This window comes from Blastococcus sp. HT6-4 (assembly GCF_039679125.1).
In the GTDB taxonomy this organism is placed as follows: Bacteria; Actinomycetota; Actinomycetes; order Mycobacteriales; family Geodermatophilaceae; genus Blastococcus; species Blastococcus montanus.
On the sequence record NZ_CP155551.1, the window covers coordinates 4238957 to 4255736 of the forward strand.

The following is a 16780-nucleotide window of genomic DNA, read 5'->3' on the forward strand; positions in this document are numbered from 1 at the left end:
GGGCACGGCCGTGTCCGCCTAGCTGCCGAGGGCCGCGGTGACCACGGCGCGGGCCTCCTCCTGCACGCGCGCGAGGTGCTCGGGGCCGGCGAAGGACTCCGCGTAGATCTTGTAGACGTCCTCGGTGCCCGACGGCCGGGCGGCGAACCAAGCGTTCTCGGTGGTCACCTTGAGGCCGCCGATCGCGGCGTCGTTGCCGGGCGCCCGGGTCAGCTTCGCCGTGATCGGCTCGCCGGCGAGCTCGGTGGCCCGGACGGCCTCGGGGGAGAGCTTGCCCAGGGCGGCCTTCTGCTCGCGGCTCGCCGGTGCGTCGACGCGGGCGTAGGAGGAGGAGCCGTACCGCTCGGTGAGCTCGGCGTGCAGCTGCGACGGGGACCGGCCGGTCACGGCCTGGATCTCCGACGCGAGCAGGGCCAGCAGGATGCCGTCCTTGTCCGTCGTCCAGACCCCGCCGTCCCGGCGCAGGAAGGAGGCGCCGGCGGACTCCTCGCCGCCGAAGCCGACCGACCCGTCGAGCAGGCCCGGGACGAACCACTTGAAGCCCACCGGCACCTCGACCAGCCGCCGGCCCAGGCCGTCGACCACCCGGTCGATCAGTGACGACGACACCAGGGTCTTGCCGACGGCGACGTCGGCGCCCCACTGCGGCCGGTGTTCGAACAGGTAGGCGATGGCGACGGCGAGGAAGTGGTTGGGGTTCATCAGCCCGGCGTCCGGGGTGACGATGCCGTGCCGGTCGGCGTCGGCGTCGTTGCCGGTGGCGATCCGGTACTCGTCCTTCGCCCCGATCAGGGAGGCCATGGCCGAGGGCGAGGAGCAGTCCATCCGGATCTTCCCGTCCCAGTCCAGCGTCATGAACCGCCACGTGGGGTCGACCAGCGGGTTGACCACGGTGAGGTCCAGCCGGTGCCGCTCGGCGATCGCGGCCCAGTAGTCGACGCTGGCTCCGCCGAGTGGGTCCGCGCCGATGCGCACGCCGGCCGAGCGGACCGCGTCGAGATCGAGCACCGAGGGCAGGTCGTCGACGTAGTCGCCGAGGAAGTCGTGCGCGGTCGCCGCGGCGCGGGCCCGGGTGAACGGGATGCGCCGCACCCCGCCCAGGCCCGCGCGCAGCAGCTCGTTGGCGCGGTCGGCGATCACGCTGGTCGCATCGGTGCCGGCCGGGCCGCCGCTGGGCGGGTTGTACTTGAAGCCGCCGTCGCGTGGCGGGTTGTGCGACGGCGTGACGACGATGCCGTCGGCCAGGCCGGAGGTGCGGCCGGCGTTCGCCCGCAGGATCGCGTGGCTGATGGCCGGTGTGGGCGTGTACCGGTCGGCGGCGTCGACGAGGACGGTCACGTCGTTGGCGGCCAGCACCTCCAGCGCCGAGGCCCACGCCGGCTCGGACAGCGCGTGGGTGTCCCGGCCGAGGAAGAGTGGCCCGTCGTAGCCCTGCGCGGCGCGGTACTCGCAGATCGCCTGCGTGGTGGCGAGGATGTGCGCCTCGTTGAAGGCCGCGTCGAACGCCGACCCCCGGTGCCCGCTGGTGCCGAACGCCACCTGCTGCGCCGGATCCGCCGGGTCGGGCTCGCGTGTGTAGTAGGCGGTGACGAGCGAGGCGACGTCGATCAGGTCGCTGGGCTGTGCGGGCCGGCCGGCACGGGCATCACTCATGCCGTTGATCTTGGCCGGACCGGCGGGTGGGCGCGAGCCCAGTGGCGGCTACGCCCACCCCTCCGGGTTCACTCCGCCCGGCGCGGCTCCCCGGGGTACGTGCCGAACTGCCAGAGGTTGCCCTCGGGGTCGCGCGCGGCGAAGTCCCGGGACCCGTGGTCGGTGTCGTACGGCGGCCGGACGATCTCGGCGCCGGCCGCGACCGCACGGGCGTGCACGGCGTCGGGGTCGGCGGTGACCACGTAGCAGCCGGTCGACTCCACCGGCCACTGCCCGCCGTCGTCCCGCACCGAGCCGAGCATCACCCCGCCGCCCTCGGGCCAGGACAGCTGGGCGTGGTCGACCCGGTCGCCCTCGCCGTACACGGCCGTCTCCTCGAACCCGAACGCATCCACGAGGAAGCGGATCAGCCCCCGCGCGTCGCGGGCCCGGAACGCCGGCCAGACCGTGGGGGCCGGCGTCGTCTGCTGCTGGTCGGTCTGCTGCGTCGTCGTCATGCCGACGACAGTGCCGCGGCCAGGGCAGCGGTGTCTTGTACGTACCCGAACTCCGCCGCCAGCCAGCGCGTGGGCGGCAGGCCGGCGAACGCCCGCCATTCCCGCGTGAGGTGCGCCTGGTCGGTGAAGCCGGTACCCACGGCGAGGGCGGCGAGGTCGGGGGCGCCGCCGGCGGCCACCCGCGCGGCCAGCGCCCGCCGGGCCCGGTCGAAGCGCACCACGCGGGCGGCCTGCTTCGGCCCCAGCCCCGTCTCGGCACGGAACCGCTGCTCCAGGTGGCGCGGGGACCAGCCGATCCGGCGGGCCACCTCCCCCACGGGCAACCGGCCCCCGGCCGCCGTCGTCAGCCGCCAGGCCTCGCGCACCTCGGCCGGCACGGCAACCGGGCGCAGCCGTCGCAGCAGCACCGCCTCCAGGGCCGCGAACCGGGCGGGCCAGCCGTCGGCGGCCCGCACCCGATCCACCAGCTCGGTGCCGGCCGCGCCCAGCAACTCGGTCAGCGGCACGTCCAGGGACGCCAGCGCACCGGCCGGGGAGCCGAGCAGCGCGCGGGCGCCGCACGGGGTGAGCGACAGCTGGATGCCCGCCTGCCGGCCGGGGTGGACGATCCGCGCCGGCCGGGTGTGCAGCCCGCCGACGAGCGTGTCGAACGCGCCGGGGGCCTGGGCGGGGTCGGGGTGGGCGGCCATCTCCAGCGGATCGTCGATCGCCACCACGACGGTCAGCCACGGGGACGGCAGCCCCAGGTGCTCGCCCGGTGGGAAGCCCTCGTGCCGGTAGCCGACGGCCGCGGCCACGTACGGGCGCAGGGCGGGGTGCGGGCGGTGCACCACCGACTCCTGCCGCACGGTGGGGATCGTTCCGCGTGCGCCCGCCGGTGTCACGGGGTCCGGCCGCGAACCCAGGGCGCGCCCGCGCGCGTCACCCGCCTGTCGGGGCCCTCGTGCAGACCCGCACCTCGGGCCATTTCCTGTCGCTGACCTGGGGTTCTGTTGTACCCCGGCTCTATGTTCGGGGTGTCGGTCGAGGTCCACCGGAGGGGGCGAGAGCGTGTCCGAGTTCCGATCCGCCCTCGACGACCTGACCGCGATCGACCTCGAGGAACTGTCCGGGGATGCCCTGCTCGACCTCGTCGGCGAGCTGAGCACGACGGCCAACCGCGTCGCCGCGGTCCTCACGTCCGCCGTGCGGGCCGCCGACCGGCGCGAGGCCTACCGGCGGGACGGCGCGGTCTCCATGAAGGCCTGGCTGCGCGGCAGCTGCAGCATGGCTCCCGAGCAGGCGACGGCGACGGTCTCCACCGGCCGGCGGCTCGAGCTGCTGCCGGAGACCGCGGCGGCCTTCGCGGCCGGCGACATCACTGCGAGGCACGCCCGCGTCATCACGAAGGCCATGACGCCCGGGCGGATCGCCAAGGCCGCCGGGGCGGGGGTCGATCTCGGCGAGAGCGATCGCCTCCTGGCCGATCTGGCACGGGCGACGGGCCCTCAGGACACCGCGCGCGGGGTCGCACAGTGGGTCGCCGGCGTGGACCCCGACGGCACGCTGGACGACGCCGCCGACACCCGCCGGCGCTTCACCATGACTCCCGGCCTGGACGGCCGGGTGTACCTGCGGGGCGAGCTGGACGCCGCCGGTGGCGAGTACGTGCGCACCGCGCTGGCCGCACTGATGAACGGCGACCGCCCGGCCGGCGACACCCGCTCCCACGCGGAGCGGCAGGGCGATGCGCTCGTCACGCTGGCCCGTGGGCCCCTGGACGGCGGCGGACTAACGACCGTTCGGGGTGAGCGGCCGCACGTCCGGGTCACCATCGACCTCATGGCCCTCTGCGCCGAACGGGGGGCTGCGGGCGTCGCGGGCGGTTCCCTGGGGTGGGGCGGGCCGATCAACCCGGAGACGGCACGGCGGCTGGCGTGCGATGCCGGCGTCTCCCGCATCCTCACCGGCCCGAGCGGGCCTACCGCTCGACGTCGGCCGCGAGCAGCGGACCTCGACCACGGGCATCCGCCGGTCGATCGAGATCCGCGACGAGCACCGCGTGTTCGCCGGCTGCGACGCCCCGGCGGAGTGGTGCGACGTCCACCATGTCGTTCACTGGGCCCACGGCGGGCCGACGAGCTGTGAGAACGGGGCGCTTCTCTGCGAGCGGCACCACACGAGCTGTCACGAGGGCGGTTTCGCCATCCGTCGGGATCCCGGCACCGGTCGCTGGCACACCTACCGGCCGGACGGCACCGAGATCCTCAGCCGCGCCGGCCCCTGACGCCACGGCGGCCCGCCGCCCGGACTGACAGCCCACCACTCCGAGTGGCTAGGCACCTCGCGGGGCGTACATGATCACCGCCACGCCGACGAGGCAGACGAGCGCGCCGACGACGTCGTACCGGTCGGGCCGGAACCCGTCGACGGCCATGCCCCAGGCCAGGGAGCCGGCGACGAAGACGCCGCCGTAGGCGGCGAGGATCCGGCCGAAGTTCGCGTCGGGCTGCAGGGTGGCGACGAAGCCGTAGAGGCCGAGGGCGACGACGCCCGCGCCGATCCACGCCCAGCCGCGGTGCTCCCGGACGCCCTGCCACACCAGCCAGGCGCCACCGATCTCGGCGAGCGCGGCGAGCGCGAACAGAACCAGCGACCGCGCGACGGTCACTCCTCGACCTGATCCAGGAACCTGCGCACCGTCTCGAGGAAGATCTCCGGCTGCTCGGAGTGCACCCAGTGCCCGGCGTTCTTGACCTTCACCAGCCGGGTCAACGGGAACAGCGCGTCCATGGCCGGGCGGTCCTCGGGGAGCACGTAGTGCGAGTTCGCCCCGGCGATCCAGAGCACCGGGCCGTCGAAGGTCGCGCCGGGTGGGGGATCGGGGAACCCGCGGAGCTCACCGATGTCGCGCTCCAGCAGCTCCAGGTTCAGCCGCCACTGCCAGCCGTCGCCCGACTCCTCCCGGGCCAGGCTCTGCAGCAGGAAGCTGCGCACCATCCGGCTGGGGACGGCGGTGCGCAGCGCCGCGTCGGCGTCGGAGCGGGACTCCAGCGATGCCAGGTCCACCCGCCGCATGGCGGCGATGAACGCGGCGAACGGCGACGCCTCCTCGTCGGGGTCCTCGGTGCGGCCGCCCTGCAGGGGGTACTCGACCGGCGCGATGTCCACGACCACCAGGGCGCGCAGCAGCTCCGGCCGGCGCAGCGCCAGCTGCATCGCGACCTTGCCGCCCATCGAGTGGCCGACGAGCGTGGCCGGCTCCCCGAAGGACTCCAGCTCCGCGGCGACCAGCTCGGCCATGTCGACGTAGTCGACCCGCTCGGTCCACGGGGAGTGGCCGTGGTTGGGCAGGTCGAGCAGCGTCACCCGGTGGTCCTCGGCCAGGCCCTTGGCGATCGTCGTCCAGTTCTTCCCCTGGCCGAACAGGCCGTGCACGAAGACGACGCGCGGGCCGGCCTCGCCCAGCGTCCGGGCGTGCAGGGCTTCCTCGGCGTTCTCCGTCACCGGGCGATTCCACCAGAGCGCGCGCTGCCGTGCGTTCCCGCGGTCTGTCCAGCTGCCCACGGACCTCCGTCCCCGGGGCGTCCTCCAGCGTGACCGACGGCGCGCCCCGCCTCCTGCCCGGGGCGGTCGTCCCCGGCCTCTACCGTGCCGGGGGGTCGACGAGGGGGAGCAGATGCCAGGACGACGCCGGGGCGCGAGCAGCACCCGCCGGTCGACGGGGACCACGACGAGGAAGACATCGCCGCGGAAGCCGGCAGCGCGGAGAGCGACGCCGGAGAAGGCCGCCCCCGAGCTGCCCACCGCGGCGCCGGGGGAGCGGGTGTGGGTGCTCGCCGTCCCGTTCCGGGCCCCGGCTCCGGGCGCCGTCTGGCACCCGGGCCTGCAGGCGCACGTGTGGGCCGGCCGCGAGCTGCCGCCCGAGCTGGCCCCCTACGACCCACCCGCCTACAGCCTGGAGCGGTTCCTCGAGGACGAGCTGAACGAATCTCCCCGTCCGCTGTCGGTCACCCCCGCGCTGGTGCCCCGGCCGCAGCAGGAGGAGGGTGCCGGCGTCGTCGCCGCGCACGCCGCGGCCGGCGGCCGGGTCTTCCTGCTCGGCGACGACCCGGGCGTGGGCAAGACCGGCACGGCGATCCTGGCGGTGCACGAGATCGCTGCGCAGCGGCCGGTGCGGACCGTCCTCGTGATCGCCGACCGGCCCGCCGCGATCACCATCCCGCACTGGGCGCGCTCGATCGCCGGCTTCGGCGACGGTGGGCTGCGCTGGTGCGTGACCACCTGGGACCGGCTGGGCAAGGTGGCGAAGCACCGGTTCGACGTCGTCGTCGCCGACGAGGCGCACATGGTGCGGCACACGACGACCCAGCGGTGGAAGCACTGGAAGGCCGTCTCCGGTGCCGCGCGGGTCAAGGACACGCCCTACGTGCTCGCCGCCACGGCCACCCCGGCGCACACGCCGCTGGAGCTGCCGTACCTGGCGCCGGAGTTCGCCGCCCGCCACGGCGAGTCGATCCGCGAGTGGGCCGACCTGCCGGCCGCGCTCGCCCGGCACACGTTCCACGTGGAACGTGGCCGCTACGGCTGGCAGTGGACCGAGGACGCCGACGAGCGCCGGGCCGACCTCGCCCGGCTGCAGACCTGGCTGGCCGAGGCGGATCCGCCCGCCACCCTGCACCGCCCCGCGCCGTGGGGACCGGTGTCGGTCACCGGCACCCCGGTGCTGCTCACCCCGGCCGAGCGGGCGCAGTACGAGGCGGAGTGGTCGCAGTTCCGGGCCGAGATGCAGCTGGCCCGGCGCGGTCGGCAGACCGCGCGCGGCCGCGCGGCGCTGCTGCGGTTCCGGCAGAAGGCCGGGCTGATCCGCGTGCAGGCGACCGTCGACTGGATCAAGGCCCAGGTGGAGGCGGAGCGGCAGGTGGCGGTGTCGGTGGAGTTCGTCGAGACGGCGGCCGATCCGATCCGCGAGGCGCTGCTCGACGCCGGCATCCCGGTCGCCGGCATCTACGGCCGCGACCGGTTCGACGTCGAGGCCGAGCGGCTGCGTTTCCAGCGGGGCGAGGCGGCGGTGTGCGTGTTCACCGTGACCGCGTCGATCAGCCTGCACGCCGGGGAGCTGCTGCCCGACGGATCGACGGCGTCGGAGGCGCCCCGGGTGGGGCTGTTCCACCAGCCGCGGTTCTCCGGCATCCAGGCCCGGCAGGTCACCGGGCGCACCCACCGCGACGGGCGCAGCTCGCCGTGGCGGGTGGCGTTCGCGGCCGACACCGTGGAGGAGCAGGTGGCCCGCGTGATGGTGGAGCGGCTGGCGGTCAGCGGGTCGGCGGCCGGTGCCGACACCTCGTCCCTGCAGGAGATCGCCGAACTGCTCGACGCCGACTGGCTCCCCGCCGCCGCCCTCGCCGAGGGCTGATGCCCGCTCCTCGTCCGGTGATCAGCCCGGGGGAGGGATGCGGTCGCCGAGGTCGGCGAGCAGCAGCTTGAGCAACCTGGCCAGCTGCTCGCGGTCGTCGCTGTCCAGTCCGCTCAGCAGGGCGTCCTCGTGCTGCAGGAGGTCGTCGACCGTGCTCTCGATGATGGCGTGGCCGCGCGCGGTCAGGGCCACGGTGACCCGGCGTCCGTCGAGCCCTTCCCTGCGCCGTCTGATGAATCCCTGCTCCTCGGCACGGGTGAGGCGCTGTGAGACCGCCCCGGGACTGATGGAGATCCGGCGCGCCAGTTCCGACGGCGAGAGCGCGTAGGGGGGACCCTCCCGGCGCAGCGTGCTCAGCAGGTCGCGCGTCCCAGGGTCCATGCCCAGCCGCGCCATGGTTCGCCGCCGGTCGTCCTCGAGCAGCCGGGCGATCCGCCAGATCCGGGTGATGACGCCGATGGAGGCCACCGGCGTGCCGGGGCGCTCGCGCAACCAGGCCTCCCGGATGCGGTCGACGTCGTCGTCAGGCAGATCCTCCGTGGGCACGGTGACTTTAGGTCGAAAGGAGGTGATGGGGGTGCCCTGGTCGCCGTCTCGACGGTGGCAGGCTGAGGTCTGCGACAGCCGCGGGTGCGCGCGCGGGCGAACTCGGCTTCCGGGCGGTGTGGACGTCCCCCGGCTTCACGCGCTGGGCCGTGACCAGCGTGGCCGCCCGTCTCCCGCGGACGATGACACCGCTCGGCCTGGTCCTCTTCGGCGAGTGGGCGACCGGCAGGTTCTCGACCGGCGCGCTACTGGTCGGTGTGCACGCCGCAGGGGATGTCCTGGCGGCCCCCTGGATCGGCCGGCGAGTCGGCGTGCGCTCCGGGCTCCTGGGTGAGGCCGTGGCGCTCACCGGGCTCGTCACCCTGGGTGCACTCGGCGGTGCGCCGGTGACCGGCCTCCTGGCCGTCGCCGTGGTGGCCGGCGCGGCGTCGGCCGGTGTCCCGGGAGAGCAGCGCGCCCGCCTCGCGGACATGACCCCGGTGGCCGCGCACCGGTCCGCCTTCAGCCTGGAGTCCACCGCCAGTGCCCTGCTCTACGCCATCGGCCCCGCGGATCGCCGTGGCGGCAGTGATCGCCGCGGTGGGTGCCGCGTCGGCGCCTGCCCGGTCAGCCCGGTTCCGGCCGGGCGCCGGCGAGGTCCCCGCGCCTCCCGTCCTCGCCGTCGCCCGCCTTGCCTGGCCCAGTTACCTGGGTGCCACGGGATTCATGCTCGGGGTGACCACCCTCGACGTCGTCGTCCCGGCGCAGCTGAGCCGGCTGGGCCACGATCCCGCACACGCGGGGCTCCTGCTCGGCGTGTTCGCCCTGACAGGCACGGTGGGCGGCCTCGTCTACGGCAGCCGCAACTGGCCCGGCAGCGCATCCCGGCACGCGCTCCTCCTGGTCCTCGTGCTCTGCGCCGCATTGGGCGTGCTGCCGCTGCTCCCAGGGCCCTGGGCCATCGCGGCGCTGCTGGCGGTCGCAGGTCTCGCCGGTCCGCCGGCGCTGATCGCGCGGAGCCTGACCCTCCAGGCCCGGCTGCCGGCCACCGCGGCGGCCACCGGCTTCTCCGGCCTGTCGGCGGTCGCCGGGCTGGGGGCGAGTCTCGCCGGCATGCTGGCGGCGCCCCTGCTCCGCTCGGCCGGGCCGGCCGCCACCCTGGTCACGGCCGCGGCGGTCACCGCCCTCGCCGCACTGGTGGGCGCAGCTCGGGAGGCACGTCCGCCCCCCGCCCCGGTACTGGGGGGAGCGGACGGCACCTCCACCGAGGGCTGAGCCGCGCCACCCTCCTGAGACGCAGCGCCCCTGCTAGTCGCCGACCTGGCCGTCGATCGACTCCCGGATGAGGTCGGCGTGACCGTTGTGCCGGGCGTACTCCTCCACCATGTGGAGCAGGATCCAGCGCAGGGTCGGCCGGACGTCGTCCGGGGGCCAGGGCGCCACGACGGCCTGGCGAGTGAGACCGCCGTCGGCGAGCGCCTCGGCGACGAGGTCGCGGGAGCGCGCGACGGCGGCCTCCCAGAGCCCCCGGAGCTCCTCGGGAGAGTCCCCTGCGGCGGAGCGCCACGCCCAGTCGGGATCGGCGTCCCAGTCGACCGCCACCCACGGGTCGCCCGGACTGCGACCGTGCAGCCACAGCGAGAACCACAGCGCCTCGACGAGAGCCATGTGCTTCAGCAGCCCGCCCAGCGTGATCGACGAGGCGGCCACCGGGACCCGGAGGGCATCGGCGTCCAGTCCCGCGCACTTCCACGCCAGGGTGGCGCGGTGGTGGTCCAGGAAGCCCAGCAGCGTGGCGACCTCGTCGCCGTCCACCGGTGGGTACGGACGGCCGTGGCGATCGGTCCCCGTCACACGGCGGAACCTAGCGATCGCCCATGTCGTGCACCAGATCCCCGGCCGACCCGGGGGCGGTCCGGCCGGAGCGGCCTCATACCGGGCAGAGCCAGTCGTCGTCGGCCGGCACGACCGCACCGGTCACCGGCGCGAAAGGCGTGCGGAAGGTGAAGGCCTCCGGCGTGGGCCCGTGGGCGCGCAGATGGCGGATCCGCGCCTCGGCGTCGTCGGTGGTCGGCAGCGAGCCGGCCGGGATCCACCACAGCGCCGTCGTCGCCTCCGCCGCCCGGGCGAACCACTCCCGGCGCCGCCGCATGATCTGCACGTGCCGCCCGCCGAACACGTAGCCGGCGAGCGACTCGACGTCCCGCCAGACGGTGAGGTTCACGACCACGCCGTGGCTGCCGGCGGCGTCCCAGCCGAAGGCCTGCACCGAGGTGGCGTTGCCGTCCTCGGTCTGCAGCCGCCAGACGAAGCCGGGGGCGCGGTCGGCCTCGGCGTTGACCTCGTCGAGCGCGGCCATGAAGTCGGCCAGCAGCGGGCTGTCCAGCGGCGCGAGCAGCCGGGAGACGTTCACCTGGGCGAGATGGTGATCCACCTGCGCGAACCTAGGGCACCGGACCCCGCCGGACCAGGACACCCACGCCCCGTGACGCCGCAGGGCGGGCTGGGTTAGGTTCGGACCGTACGTGGCACGGGGTGTCCCGCCCGGGACTGAGAACACACCCGTCGAACCTGCTCCAGTTCGCACTGGCGAAGGGATGTCACCGGCGTGGAAGCCATCGACCTGCGCGCAGCCCGGACGGCGCTGCGCGAGAACAACGGCACCGACCCGGCGTGGGCGTCATGACCCCCACCGCCCTCACCGTGGCCGGCAGCGATCCCAGCGGGGGCGCCGGGATCCAGGCCGACCTGAAGACCTTCAGCGCACTCGGCGCCTACGGCACCGCCGTGCTCACCGCCCTCACGGCCCAGAACACCCGGGGTGTCACCGGGGTCCACCCGGTGCCCGCGGAGTTCGTCGCCCACCAGCTGCACACGCTGCTCGACGACGTCGAGGTGCACGCGACCAAGCTGGGCATGCTGGGCAGCGCCGCCGTGGTCCACGAGGTGGCGGCCGTGCTGGCCGCGCGGCGCCCCGGCCCGGTGATCTGCGACCCCGTCATGGTCGCGACGAGCGGCGACCGGCTGATCGACGACGAGGCGGTCGCCGCCGTCCGCGCCGAGCTGCTCCCGGTGGCCGACCTGATCACCCCCAACGTCCCCGAGGCCGCGGCGCTGCTGGACACCGCACCGGCCACCGACGTCGCCCAGCTCCCCGGGCAGGCGCAGGCCCTGCTGGACCTGGGCCCCGGGGCGGTGCTGCTCAAGGGCGGGCACCTCGGCGGCGACGAGAGCGTCGACGTGCTCGCGACGGCGGCCGGGACGACGGTCACCCGCCGGCCGCGGATCGCGACCTCCGCGACCCACGGCACCGGGTGCACCCTGTCGTCGGCGCTCGCCGCCCTCGCGGCGCGCGCAGGAGGGCGCCCCGAATGGCCGGTGCTGGTGGAGGAGGCGCGGGACTACCTGCACCGCGCGCTGACCGAGGGCGCCGCGCTGCGCATCGGATCCGGGCACGGGCCGGTGCACCACTTCGCCGGGATCTGGCCGGCGTGAGCACGTTCAGCGCCCGGGCCTGGGCGGCCACGGCGGAGGTCCGCCGGGCGATCGACGAGCTGCCCTTCCTCGCGGAGCTGGGCGCCGGCACGCTCGCCCCCGAGGCGTTCCGCCACTACCTCGAGCAGGACGCCCTGTACCTCGGCGGGTACGCCCGCGCGCTGGCCCTGCTGGCCGCGCGCGCGCCGGACGCGGAGGCGGCGGCGTTCTGGGCCGGCGGGGCGCAGAACTGCGGCGTCGTCGAGACGCAGCTGCACGCCGACCTGCTGGCCTCCGAGCTGCTCGGGCCGGCCGGCCCCCCGCCGGCCGCGTCACCCACCTGCCTGGGCTACGTCTCGTACCTGGTGGCGACGGCGGCGACCGCGCCCTACGCCGTCGCGGCCGCCGCCGTGCTGCCCTGCTACTGGATCTACGCCCACGTCGGGGAGCGGCTGGCCCGCGAGGCGCGGGCGGCCGCCGGCCACCCGTACCGCCGCTGGGTGGCCACCTACGACGCCGAGCCGTTCCAGCTGGCGGCGGCCCGCGCCCGGGCGCTCACCGACGCGGCGGCGGCGACGTCGCCGGCCGACGAGCCCGCCATGCAGGCGGCGTTCGCGGTCGCCACCCGCTACGAGCTCGAGTTCTGGCGCGCGGCCCACGCCCGCGAGGAGTGGGCCGTCCCGGTCTGAGGGTCGTTGCACCCCCACGCAGCGGTTCGGGCGATCATCGAGGGCATGCGGCGGGAGGCGAGTGTGCTGCACCTCGACCTCGACGCGTTCTTCGCCGCCGTCGAGCAGCGGGACAAGCCCTCGCTGCGCGGCCGGCCGGTCGTCGTCGGCGGGGTCGGCGGGCGCGGCGTCGTCGCCACGGCGTCCTACGAGGCGCGGGCCTACGGGGCGCGATCGGCGATGTCCACGGCGGAGGCCCGCCGCCGCTGCCCGCCGGGGACGGCCTTCCTCGGTGGCCGGTTCGCCGCCTACCGGCGGACCTCCGACGTCGTCATGGATCTGCTCCGCGAACTCTCCCCGCTGGTCGAGCCGGTTTCCATCGACGAGGCGTACGTCGACCTCGCCGCCGGCGCACCGCGCGACCTCTCGGTTTCCGCTGTGACGGAACTGGCCGAGAGGCTCAAGGAGCGCATCGCCGCGGCCACCGGCGGCGTCACCGGGTCGGTGGGCATCGGCAGCTCCAAGCTCATGGCCAAGATCGCCTCCGACCTGGACAAGCCCGACGGTCTGGTCGTCGTGCCCCCGGGGAAGGAACTCGACGTCCTGCACCCCCTGCCGGTGACCCGGCTCGGGGGCGTCGGCCCGGCCACGGCCGAGCGGCTGCGCCAGGTCGGGGTGGCCACGGTCGCCGACCTGGCGGCCAAGTCCCTCCCCGACCTGGTGGCGCTGGCCGGGCGGGCCCACGGCGCGGGGCTGCACGCGCTGGCCCGCGCCGACGACGACCGCGCCGTCGTCCCCGACCGCGGGGTCAAGTCGGTGTCGCACGAGGAGACGTTCGAGCGCGACCTCACCGACCTCGACGTGCTGGGTCGCGAGATCGACTCGATGGCCGCCCGGGTCGGGGCGCGGCTCCGGGCGTCGGCCTTCTCCGGCCGGACCGTCACGGTGAAGCTCCGGCGCTACGACTTCACCACGATCACCCGGTCGCAGACGCTGCCCCAGCCGACCGACGACGTGCGGCAGATCGCCGCGACGGCACGGCGACTGCTCGGCGAGGCGGGGACCGGGGGCGGGTTGCGGCTGCTCGGTGTCGGCGTCTCCGGCCTGTCGGTCTACGCCCAGGGCGACCTGTTCGCCACCGACGAGGAACCGGCGGAGGAATCCCTCGCCACGCCGGAGCCGGAGGAGCCCGCCGAGGTCCCCGAGCTGCCCGCGGAGCGCCGCTGGTGGCCGGGCCAGGACGTGCGGCACGCCGAGCTCGGCACGGGCTGGGTGTGGGGACGGGGGCTCGGCCGGGTCACGGTGCGGTTCGAGGGGCCGTCGACGCCGCCCGGCCCGGTGCGCACGCTCGCCGCCGACGACCCGCTGCTGCAACCCGCCGACCCACCGGACTGGAGGATTCCCGAGTGACCGGATCCGCGGAACGTTCCTGGTGGGGCTGGGGCACCACCGACCGCGCCCTGTCGGACGACGAGTGCGTCGCGACGGGGGCGCTGGTGCCCGGCCTGCGCACCCGGCCGCGCGCCGTCCCGGACCTGGCCGCCGTCGACCTGCCGGCGTCCCGGATCACCCCGCCGCCGTCCCTGCCGGTGTCCGCCGCGCCGCCGGACCGAGCGGCGCACACGTACGGCAAGGCCTACCGCGACGTCGTCCGCGCCCTGTCCGGCGATCTCCGCGGCGCCCCGGACGGCGTCGCCTTCCCGCGCACCGAGGCGGAGGTGGTCGACCTGCTCGACTGGGCCGCCGCGACCGGGGTCGTGGTGGTGCCCTACGGCGGGGGCAGCTCGGTCGTGGGTGGCGTGGAGTACCGGGGCGAGCGGCCGTGGCTCTCGATGGACCTGACGCGGCTGGACCGGGTACTCGAGGTCGACCCGGTCAGCCGGGCCGCACGGATCCAGGGCGGCGCGCTGGGCCCGGTGCTGGAGGAGCAGCTGCGCCCCTCCGGGCTGACGCTGCGGCACTTCCCGCAGAGCTTCGAGTTCTCGACGCTCGGGGGGTGGCTCGCCACCCGGGCCGGCGGGCACTACGCCACGCTGCACACGCACATCGACGACCTGGTGGAGTCGCTGCGCGTCGTGACGCCGGCGGGGGTGAACGAGTCGTGGCGGCTGCCCGCGTCGGGCGCGGGGCCCTCGCCGGACCGGCTGTTCCTGGGCTCCGAAGGCGCCCTCGGCGTCATCACCGAGGCCTGGATGCGGCTGCAGGACCGGCCCCGGTGGAAGGCGTCGGCGTCGGTGACGTTCGCGGACATGACCGCGGCGACGGGCGCCGTCCGGGCGATCGCCCAGGCGGGGCTCCACCCGGCGAACTGCCGGCTGCTGGACCCGGGCGAGGCCGCCATGGCCGGGGCGGCGACGGGTGAGGCGGTGCTCGTGCTCGGCGTCGAGTCGGCCGCCCACCCGGTGGAGAGCCGGCTCACCGAGCTGACCGGCCTGGCCCGCGCGCACGGGGGCACGGTGGCCGCGGGCGGCGGCGGGCGGGACACCGCCGCGGACACGTGGCGGTCGGCGTTCCTGCGGATGCCCTACGTCCGGGACGGCATGGCACGGATGGGCGCGATCGTGGAGACGTTCGAGACGGCCTGCACGTGGGACCGCGTGGAGGAGCTGTACACGACCGTCCGCGCGGAGGTCGGGGCCGCCGTCGCGCAGGTCACCGGCGCACCCGGCCTGGTCACCTGCCGCTTCACCCACGTCTACCCCGACGGGGCGGCGCCCTACTTCACCGTCGTCGCCGCCGGCCGGCCCGGCTCGGAGGTGGCGATGTGGGACGACGTGAAGACGACGGCGACCGAGGTGCTGGGCCGGCTCGGCGCGACGATCACCCACCACCACGCCGTCGGCCGCGACCACCGGCCCGGCTACGACCGGCAGCGCCCCGAGCCGTTCGCCCTGGCGCTGCGCGCGGCGAAGGCGGCGCTGGACCCGGCCGGCATCCTCAACCCGGGGGTCCTGGTCGAGGCCCCGTCGGACCACAACCTGTAGAACGGCGTCATGACCGAGCAGAGCGCGTGGACGCGGATGACCCAGGAGGACCCCGACCACTCGCGGGCCTACGTGCAGCGCTTCCGCGACCTCGCCGCCCAGGGGATGGACATCGTCGGGGAGGCGCGGCTGGTCGACGCGATGCTGCCCCGCGGATCGCGGGTGCTCGATGCGGGCTGCGGTCCCGGTCGCGTCGGCGGGTGGCTGGCCGAGGTGGGCCACGAGGTGGTCGGCGTCGACGTCGACCCGGTGCTCATCGCCGCCGCCGAGGAGGACCACCCGGGCCCGCGCTGGCTGGTCGCCGACCTGGCCGAGCTGGACCTGCCCGCCGCGGGAGTCCCGGAGCCGTTCGACGTGATCGTGAGCGCCGGGAACGTCATGGCCTTCCTGGCGCCGTCGACGAGGTGCGCGGTGCTGCGCCGGCTACGCGCGCACGTGGCCCCCGGCGGCCGGGCGGCGATCGGATTCGGCGCCGGCCGGGGCTACGCGTTCGACGAGTTCCTGGCGGACGCGCGGGAGGCCGGCTGGGCGCCGGACCTGCTGCTGTCCACCTGGGACCTGCGCCCGTTCACCCCCGACTCCGAGTTCCTGGTCGCGATCCTGCGCCCCGCCTGAGCCACGCGCCGCCTCGGCGATCAGAGCCGGCCGTTGGCGCGCAGCAACGCGAGCGCCTGGACGGTCCGGTGGCCGCGCCACTCCAGCGCGGCCGCGGGGGAGTAGCTGGCGAAGTCGACGGGCCAGCCGCCGTCGGGTTGCTGGGCGCCGGCGAGCCGGTCGAGCTCGGCGTCCACCACGGCCGGCGCGAACAGCGACCGCGCCGGCCCCCCGGGCGACGGGGCGAAGTCCAGCGGGCGCATGTACTCGTCGTCCGCGCCGCCGGCCACGTGCAGCAGTCCGTCCGCCGGGATGTGCGGGCGGAGGACATCGACGAGCTCGGCCGCCTCGGGCCGGGTGGCCGACGCCGCGTCGAGGAACTGCGTCGCGAAGGCCAGCTCCATCGCGTGCGCCCTCCCGTCGAGCTCGCCGACGGCGGCCAGGCAGTGGTCGGTGGCCCGAGCAAGCCACGGGTGCCCGGCCACGGCGGGATCGGCCACCCGGTGGGCCGCCGCGGCCACCACAGCGGTGATCTGCAGCGACGAGCGATCGGGGTCCGCGCCCGCCCAGAACGGGGCGGAGGCGGCGGCGTCGGGCACCGGCAGCGCGAACGGCAGCCCGCGGTCGGGCAGGCTGACGCGGGCCAGCCAGTCGCAGAGCCCGCGGGCGCGGCCGCTGGTGACCGGCGCGACGTCCACGAACACCTCCAGCGCGTGCAGCGCGCCGCCCGGCTGGCTGGTGGCCGAGCGCAGGTCGGGCTCGAGCCCCCATCCGTAGCCGCCGTCCGTGTTGCGATAGCCGTCGAGAGCAGCGAGCACCGGCTCCGGCGGCCCACCGGCGAACAGCAGCTCGAAGCGACGGCGGTCGAGCACGCGCGCGGCACCGGCGAGGAAGCCGGCGGCGGCGGTCAGGTCGACGATCACGGCACCAGCCTGGCCGACGGCACCGACGAATCCGAGGGTGCGCAGGTTTCCCGTGAAACCACGGGGC

The 16780-nt window shown here is 75.6% G+C and carries 19 protein-coding genes and 1 riboswitch; of the genes, 9 read left to right on the top strand and 10 right to left on the bottom strand.

The features are described from left to right. Positions 1–18: 18 nt before the first annotated feature. The 3 genes from pgm to ABDB74_RS20375 form a co-directional block, all read right to left on the bottom strand. Positions 19–1653: a phosphoglucomutase (alpha-D-glucose-1,6-bisphosphate-dependent) gene (gene pgm / locus ABDB74_RS20365; RefSeq protein WP_346620742.1), complete on the bottom strand. Its 1635-nt coding sequence runs from the start codon at positions 1651–1653 to the stop codon at positions 19–21. A gap of 68 nt (positions 1654–1721) precedes the next feature. Continuing rightward, positions 1722–2150: a VOC family protein gene (locus tag ABDB74_RS20370; protein ID WP_346620744.1), complete on the bottom strand. Its 429-nt coding sequence runs from the start codon at positions 2148–2150 to the stop codon at positions 1722–1724. After that, positions 2147–2998 carry a helix-turn-helix domain-containing protein gene (locus tag ABDB74_RS20375; RefSeq protein WP_346620746.1) on the bottom strand — a complete coding sequence of 284 codons (852 nt, stop codon included), beginning with the start codon at positions 2996–2998 and terminating at the stop codon, positions 2147–2149. The genes ABDB74_RS20370 and ABDB74_RS20375 overlap by 4 nt, the downstream gene beginning before the upstream one ends. A 202-nt stretch (positions 2999–3200) precedes the next feature. Here ABDB74_RS20375 and ABDB74_RS20380 point away from each other — a divergent pair, with 202 nt between their 5' ends. Both ABDB74_RS20380 and ABDB74_RS20775 read left to right on the top strand, forming a co-directional pair. Beyond that, positions 3201–4277, top strand: a complete 1077-nt coding sequence (locus ABDB74_RS20380) for a DUF222 domain-containing protein (protein WP_346620747.1) — start codon at positions 3201–3203, stop codon at positions 4275–4277. Further along, a complete protein-coding gene (locus ABDB74_RS20775) occupies positions 4192–4416 on the top strand; it encodes an HNH endonuclease signature motif containing protein (protein ID WP_407062147.1) in 225 nt (74 codons plus the stop codon). The genes ABDB74_RS20380 and ABDB74_RS20775 overlap by 86 nt, the downstream gene beginning before the upstream one ends. A gap of 48 nt (positions 4417–4464) precedes the next feature. Here ABDB74_RS20775 and ABDB74_RS20385 read toward each other — a convergent pair whose 3' ends face one another. Together ABDB74_RS20385 and ABDB74_RS20390 are read right to left on the bottom strand one after the other, a co-directional pair. Continuing rightward, positions 4465–4800 carry a YnfA family protein gene (locus tag ABDB74_RS20385; RefSeq protein WP_346620748.1) on the bottom strand — a complete coding sequence of 112 codons (336 nt, stop codon included), beginning with the start codon at positions 4798–4800 and terminating at the stop codon, positions 4465–4467. Further along, entirely contained in the window at positions 4797–5636 is an 840-nt protein-coding gene (locus ABDB74_RS20390) for an alpha/beta fold hydrolase (RefSeq protein ID WP_346620750.1), read from the bottom strand. Before ABDB74_RS20390 ends, ABDB74_RS20385 begins: the two co-directional genes overlap by 4 nt. Positions 5637–5808: 172 nt before the next feature. Here ABDB74_RS20390 and ABDB74_RS20395 point away from each other — a divergent pair, with 172 nt between their 5' ends. Beyond that, the gene (locus ABDB74_RS20395) at positions 5809–7545 is read left to right on the top strand and encodes a helicase (RefSeq protein ID WP_346620752.1); all 1737 of its coding nucleotides are present in this window, start codon (positions 5809–5811) and stop codon (positions 7543–7545) included. Between the two features lie 21 nt (positions 7546–7566). Here ABDB74_RS20395 and ABDB74_RS20400 read toward each other — a convergent pair whose 3' ends face one another. Then, a complete protein-coding gene (locus ABDB74_RS20400; protein WP_346620754.1) occupies positions 7567–8091 on the bottom strand; it encodes a MarR family transcriptional regulator in 525 nt (174 codons plus the stop codon). Positions 8092–8336: 245 nt separating this feature from the next. After that, the gene (locus ABDB74_RS20405) at positions 8337–8582 is read right to left on the bottom strand and encodes a hypothetical protein (RefSeq protein WP_346620755.1); all 246 of its coding nucleotides are present in this window, start codon (positions 8580–8582) and stop codon (positions 8337–8339) included. A gap of 67 nt (positions 8583–8649) precedes the next feature. On the opposite strand from ABDB74_RS20405, the gene ABDB74_RS20410 reads away from it, so the two are divergent. After that, a complete protein-coding gene (locus ABDB74_RS20410; protein ID WP_346620756.1) occupies positions 8650–9345 on the top strand; it encodes a hypothetical protein in 696 nt (231 codons plus the stop codon). A 33-nt stretch (positions 9346–9378) separates the two neighbouring features. On the opposite strand, the gene ABDB74_RS20415 is transcribed toward ABDB74_RS20410, so the two are convergent. Both ABDB74_RS20415 and ABDB74_RS20420 read right to left on the bottom strand, forming a co-directional pair. Next, positions 9379–9924, bottom strand: a complete 546-nt coding sequence (locus ABDB74_RS20415) for a DinB family protein (RefSeq protein WP_346620758.1) — start codon at positions 9922–9924, stop codon at positions 9379–9381. 76 nt (positions 9925–10000) lie between these two features. Continuing rightward, positions 10001–10504, bottom strand: a complete 504-nt coding sequence (locus ABDB74_RS20420) for a DUF3291 domain-containing protein (protein WP_346620760.1) — start codon at positions 10502–10504, stop codon at positions 10001–10003. Between the two features lie 87 nt (positions 10505–10591). Continuing rightward, a riboswitch (TPP riboswitch) is annotated at positions 10592–10685 on the top strand. A 67-nt stretch (positions 10686–10752) separates the two neighbouring features. Here ABDB74_RS20420 and thiD point away from each other — a divergent pair. From thiD to ABDB74_RS20445, 5 genes are read left to right on the top strand one after another with little or no spacing between them, the layout of a single operon-like run. Next, positions 10753–11565, top strand: coding sequence for a bifunctional hydroxymethylpyrimidine kinase/phosphomethylpyrimidine kinase (gene thiD / locus ABDB74_RS20425; protein ID WP_346620762.1), 813 nt, complete (start codon positions 10753–10755; stop codon positions 11563–11565). After that, a complete protein-coding gene (locus ABDB74_RS20430; RefSeq protein ID WP_346620763.1) occupies positions 11562–12233 on the top strand; it encodes a TenA family transcriptional regulator in 672 nt (223 codons plus the stop codon). The genes thiD and ABDB74_RS20430 overlap by 4 nt, the downstream gene beginning before the upstream one ends. 45 nt (positions 12234–12278) lie before the next feature. Further along, a complete protein-coding gene (locus ABDB74_RS20435; protein ID WP_346620764.1) occupies positions 12279–13622 on the top strand; it encodes a DNA polymerase IV in 1344 nt (447 codons plus the stop codon). Further along, positions 13619–15196, top strand: coding sequence for an FAD-binding oxidoreductase (locus ABDB74_RS20440; RefSeq protein ID WP_346620766.1), 1578 nt, complete (start codon positions 13619–13621; stop codon positions 15194–15196). The genes ABDB74_RS20435 and ABDB74_RS20440 overlap by 4 nt, the downstream gene beginning before the upstream one ends. 9 nt (positions 15197–15205) lie before the next feature. After that, positions 15206–15811 carry a class I SAM-dependent methyltransferase gene (locus ABDB74_RS20445; protein ID WP_346620768.1) on the top strand — a complete coding sequence of 202 codons (606 nt, stop codon included), beginning with the start codon at positions 15206–15208 and terminating at the stop codon, positions 15809–15811. 20 nt (positions 15812–15831) lie between these two features. Here the strand turns inward: ABDB74_RS20445 and ABDB74_RS20450 are convergent, their stop codons facing one another. Beyond that, a complete protein-coding gene (locus tag ABDB74_RS20450; protein WP_346620770.1) occupies positions 15832–16713 on the bottom strand; it encodes a hypothetical protein in 882 nt (293 codons plus the stop codon). Between the last annotated feature and the right edge of the window lie 67 nt (positions 16714–16780).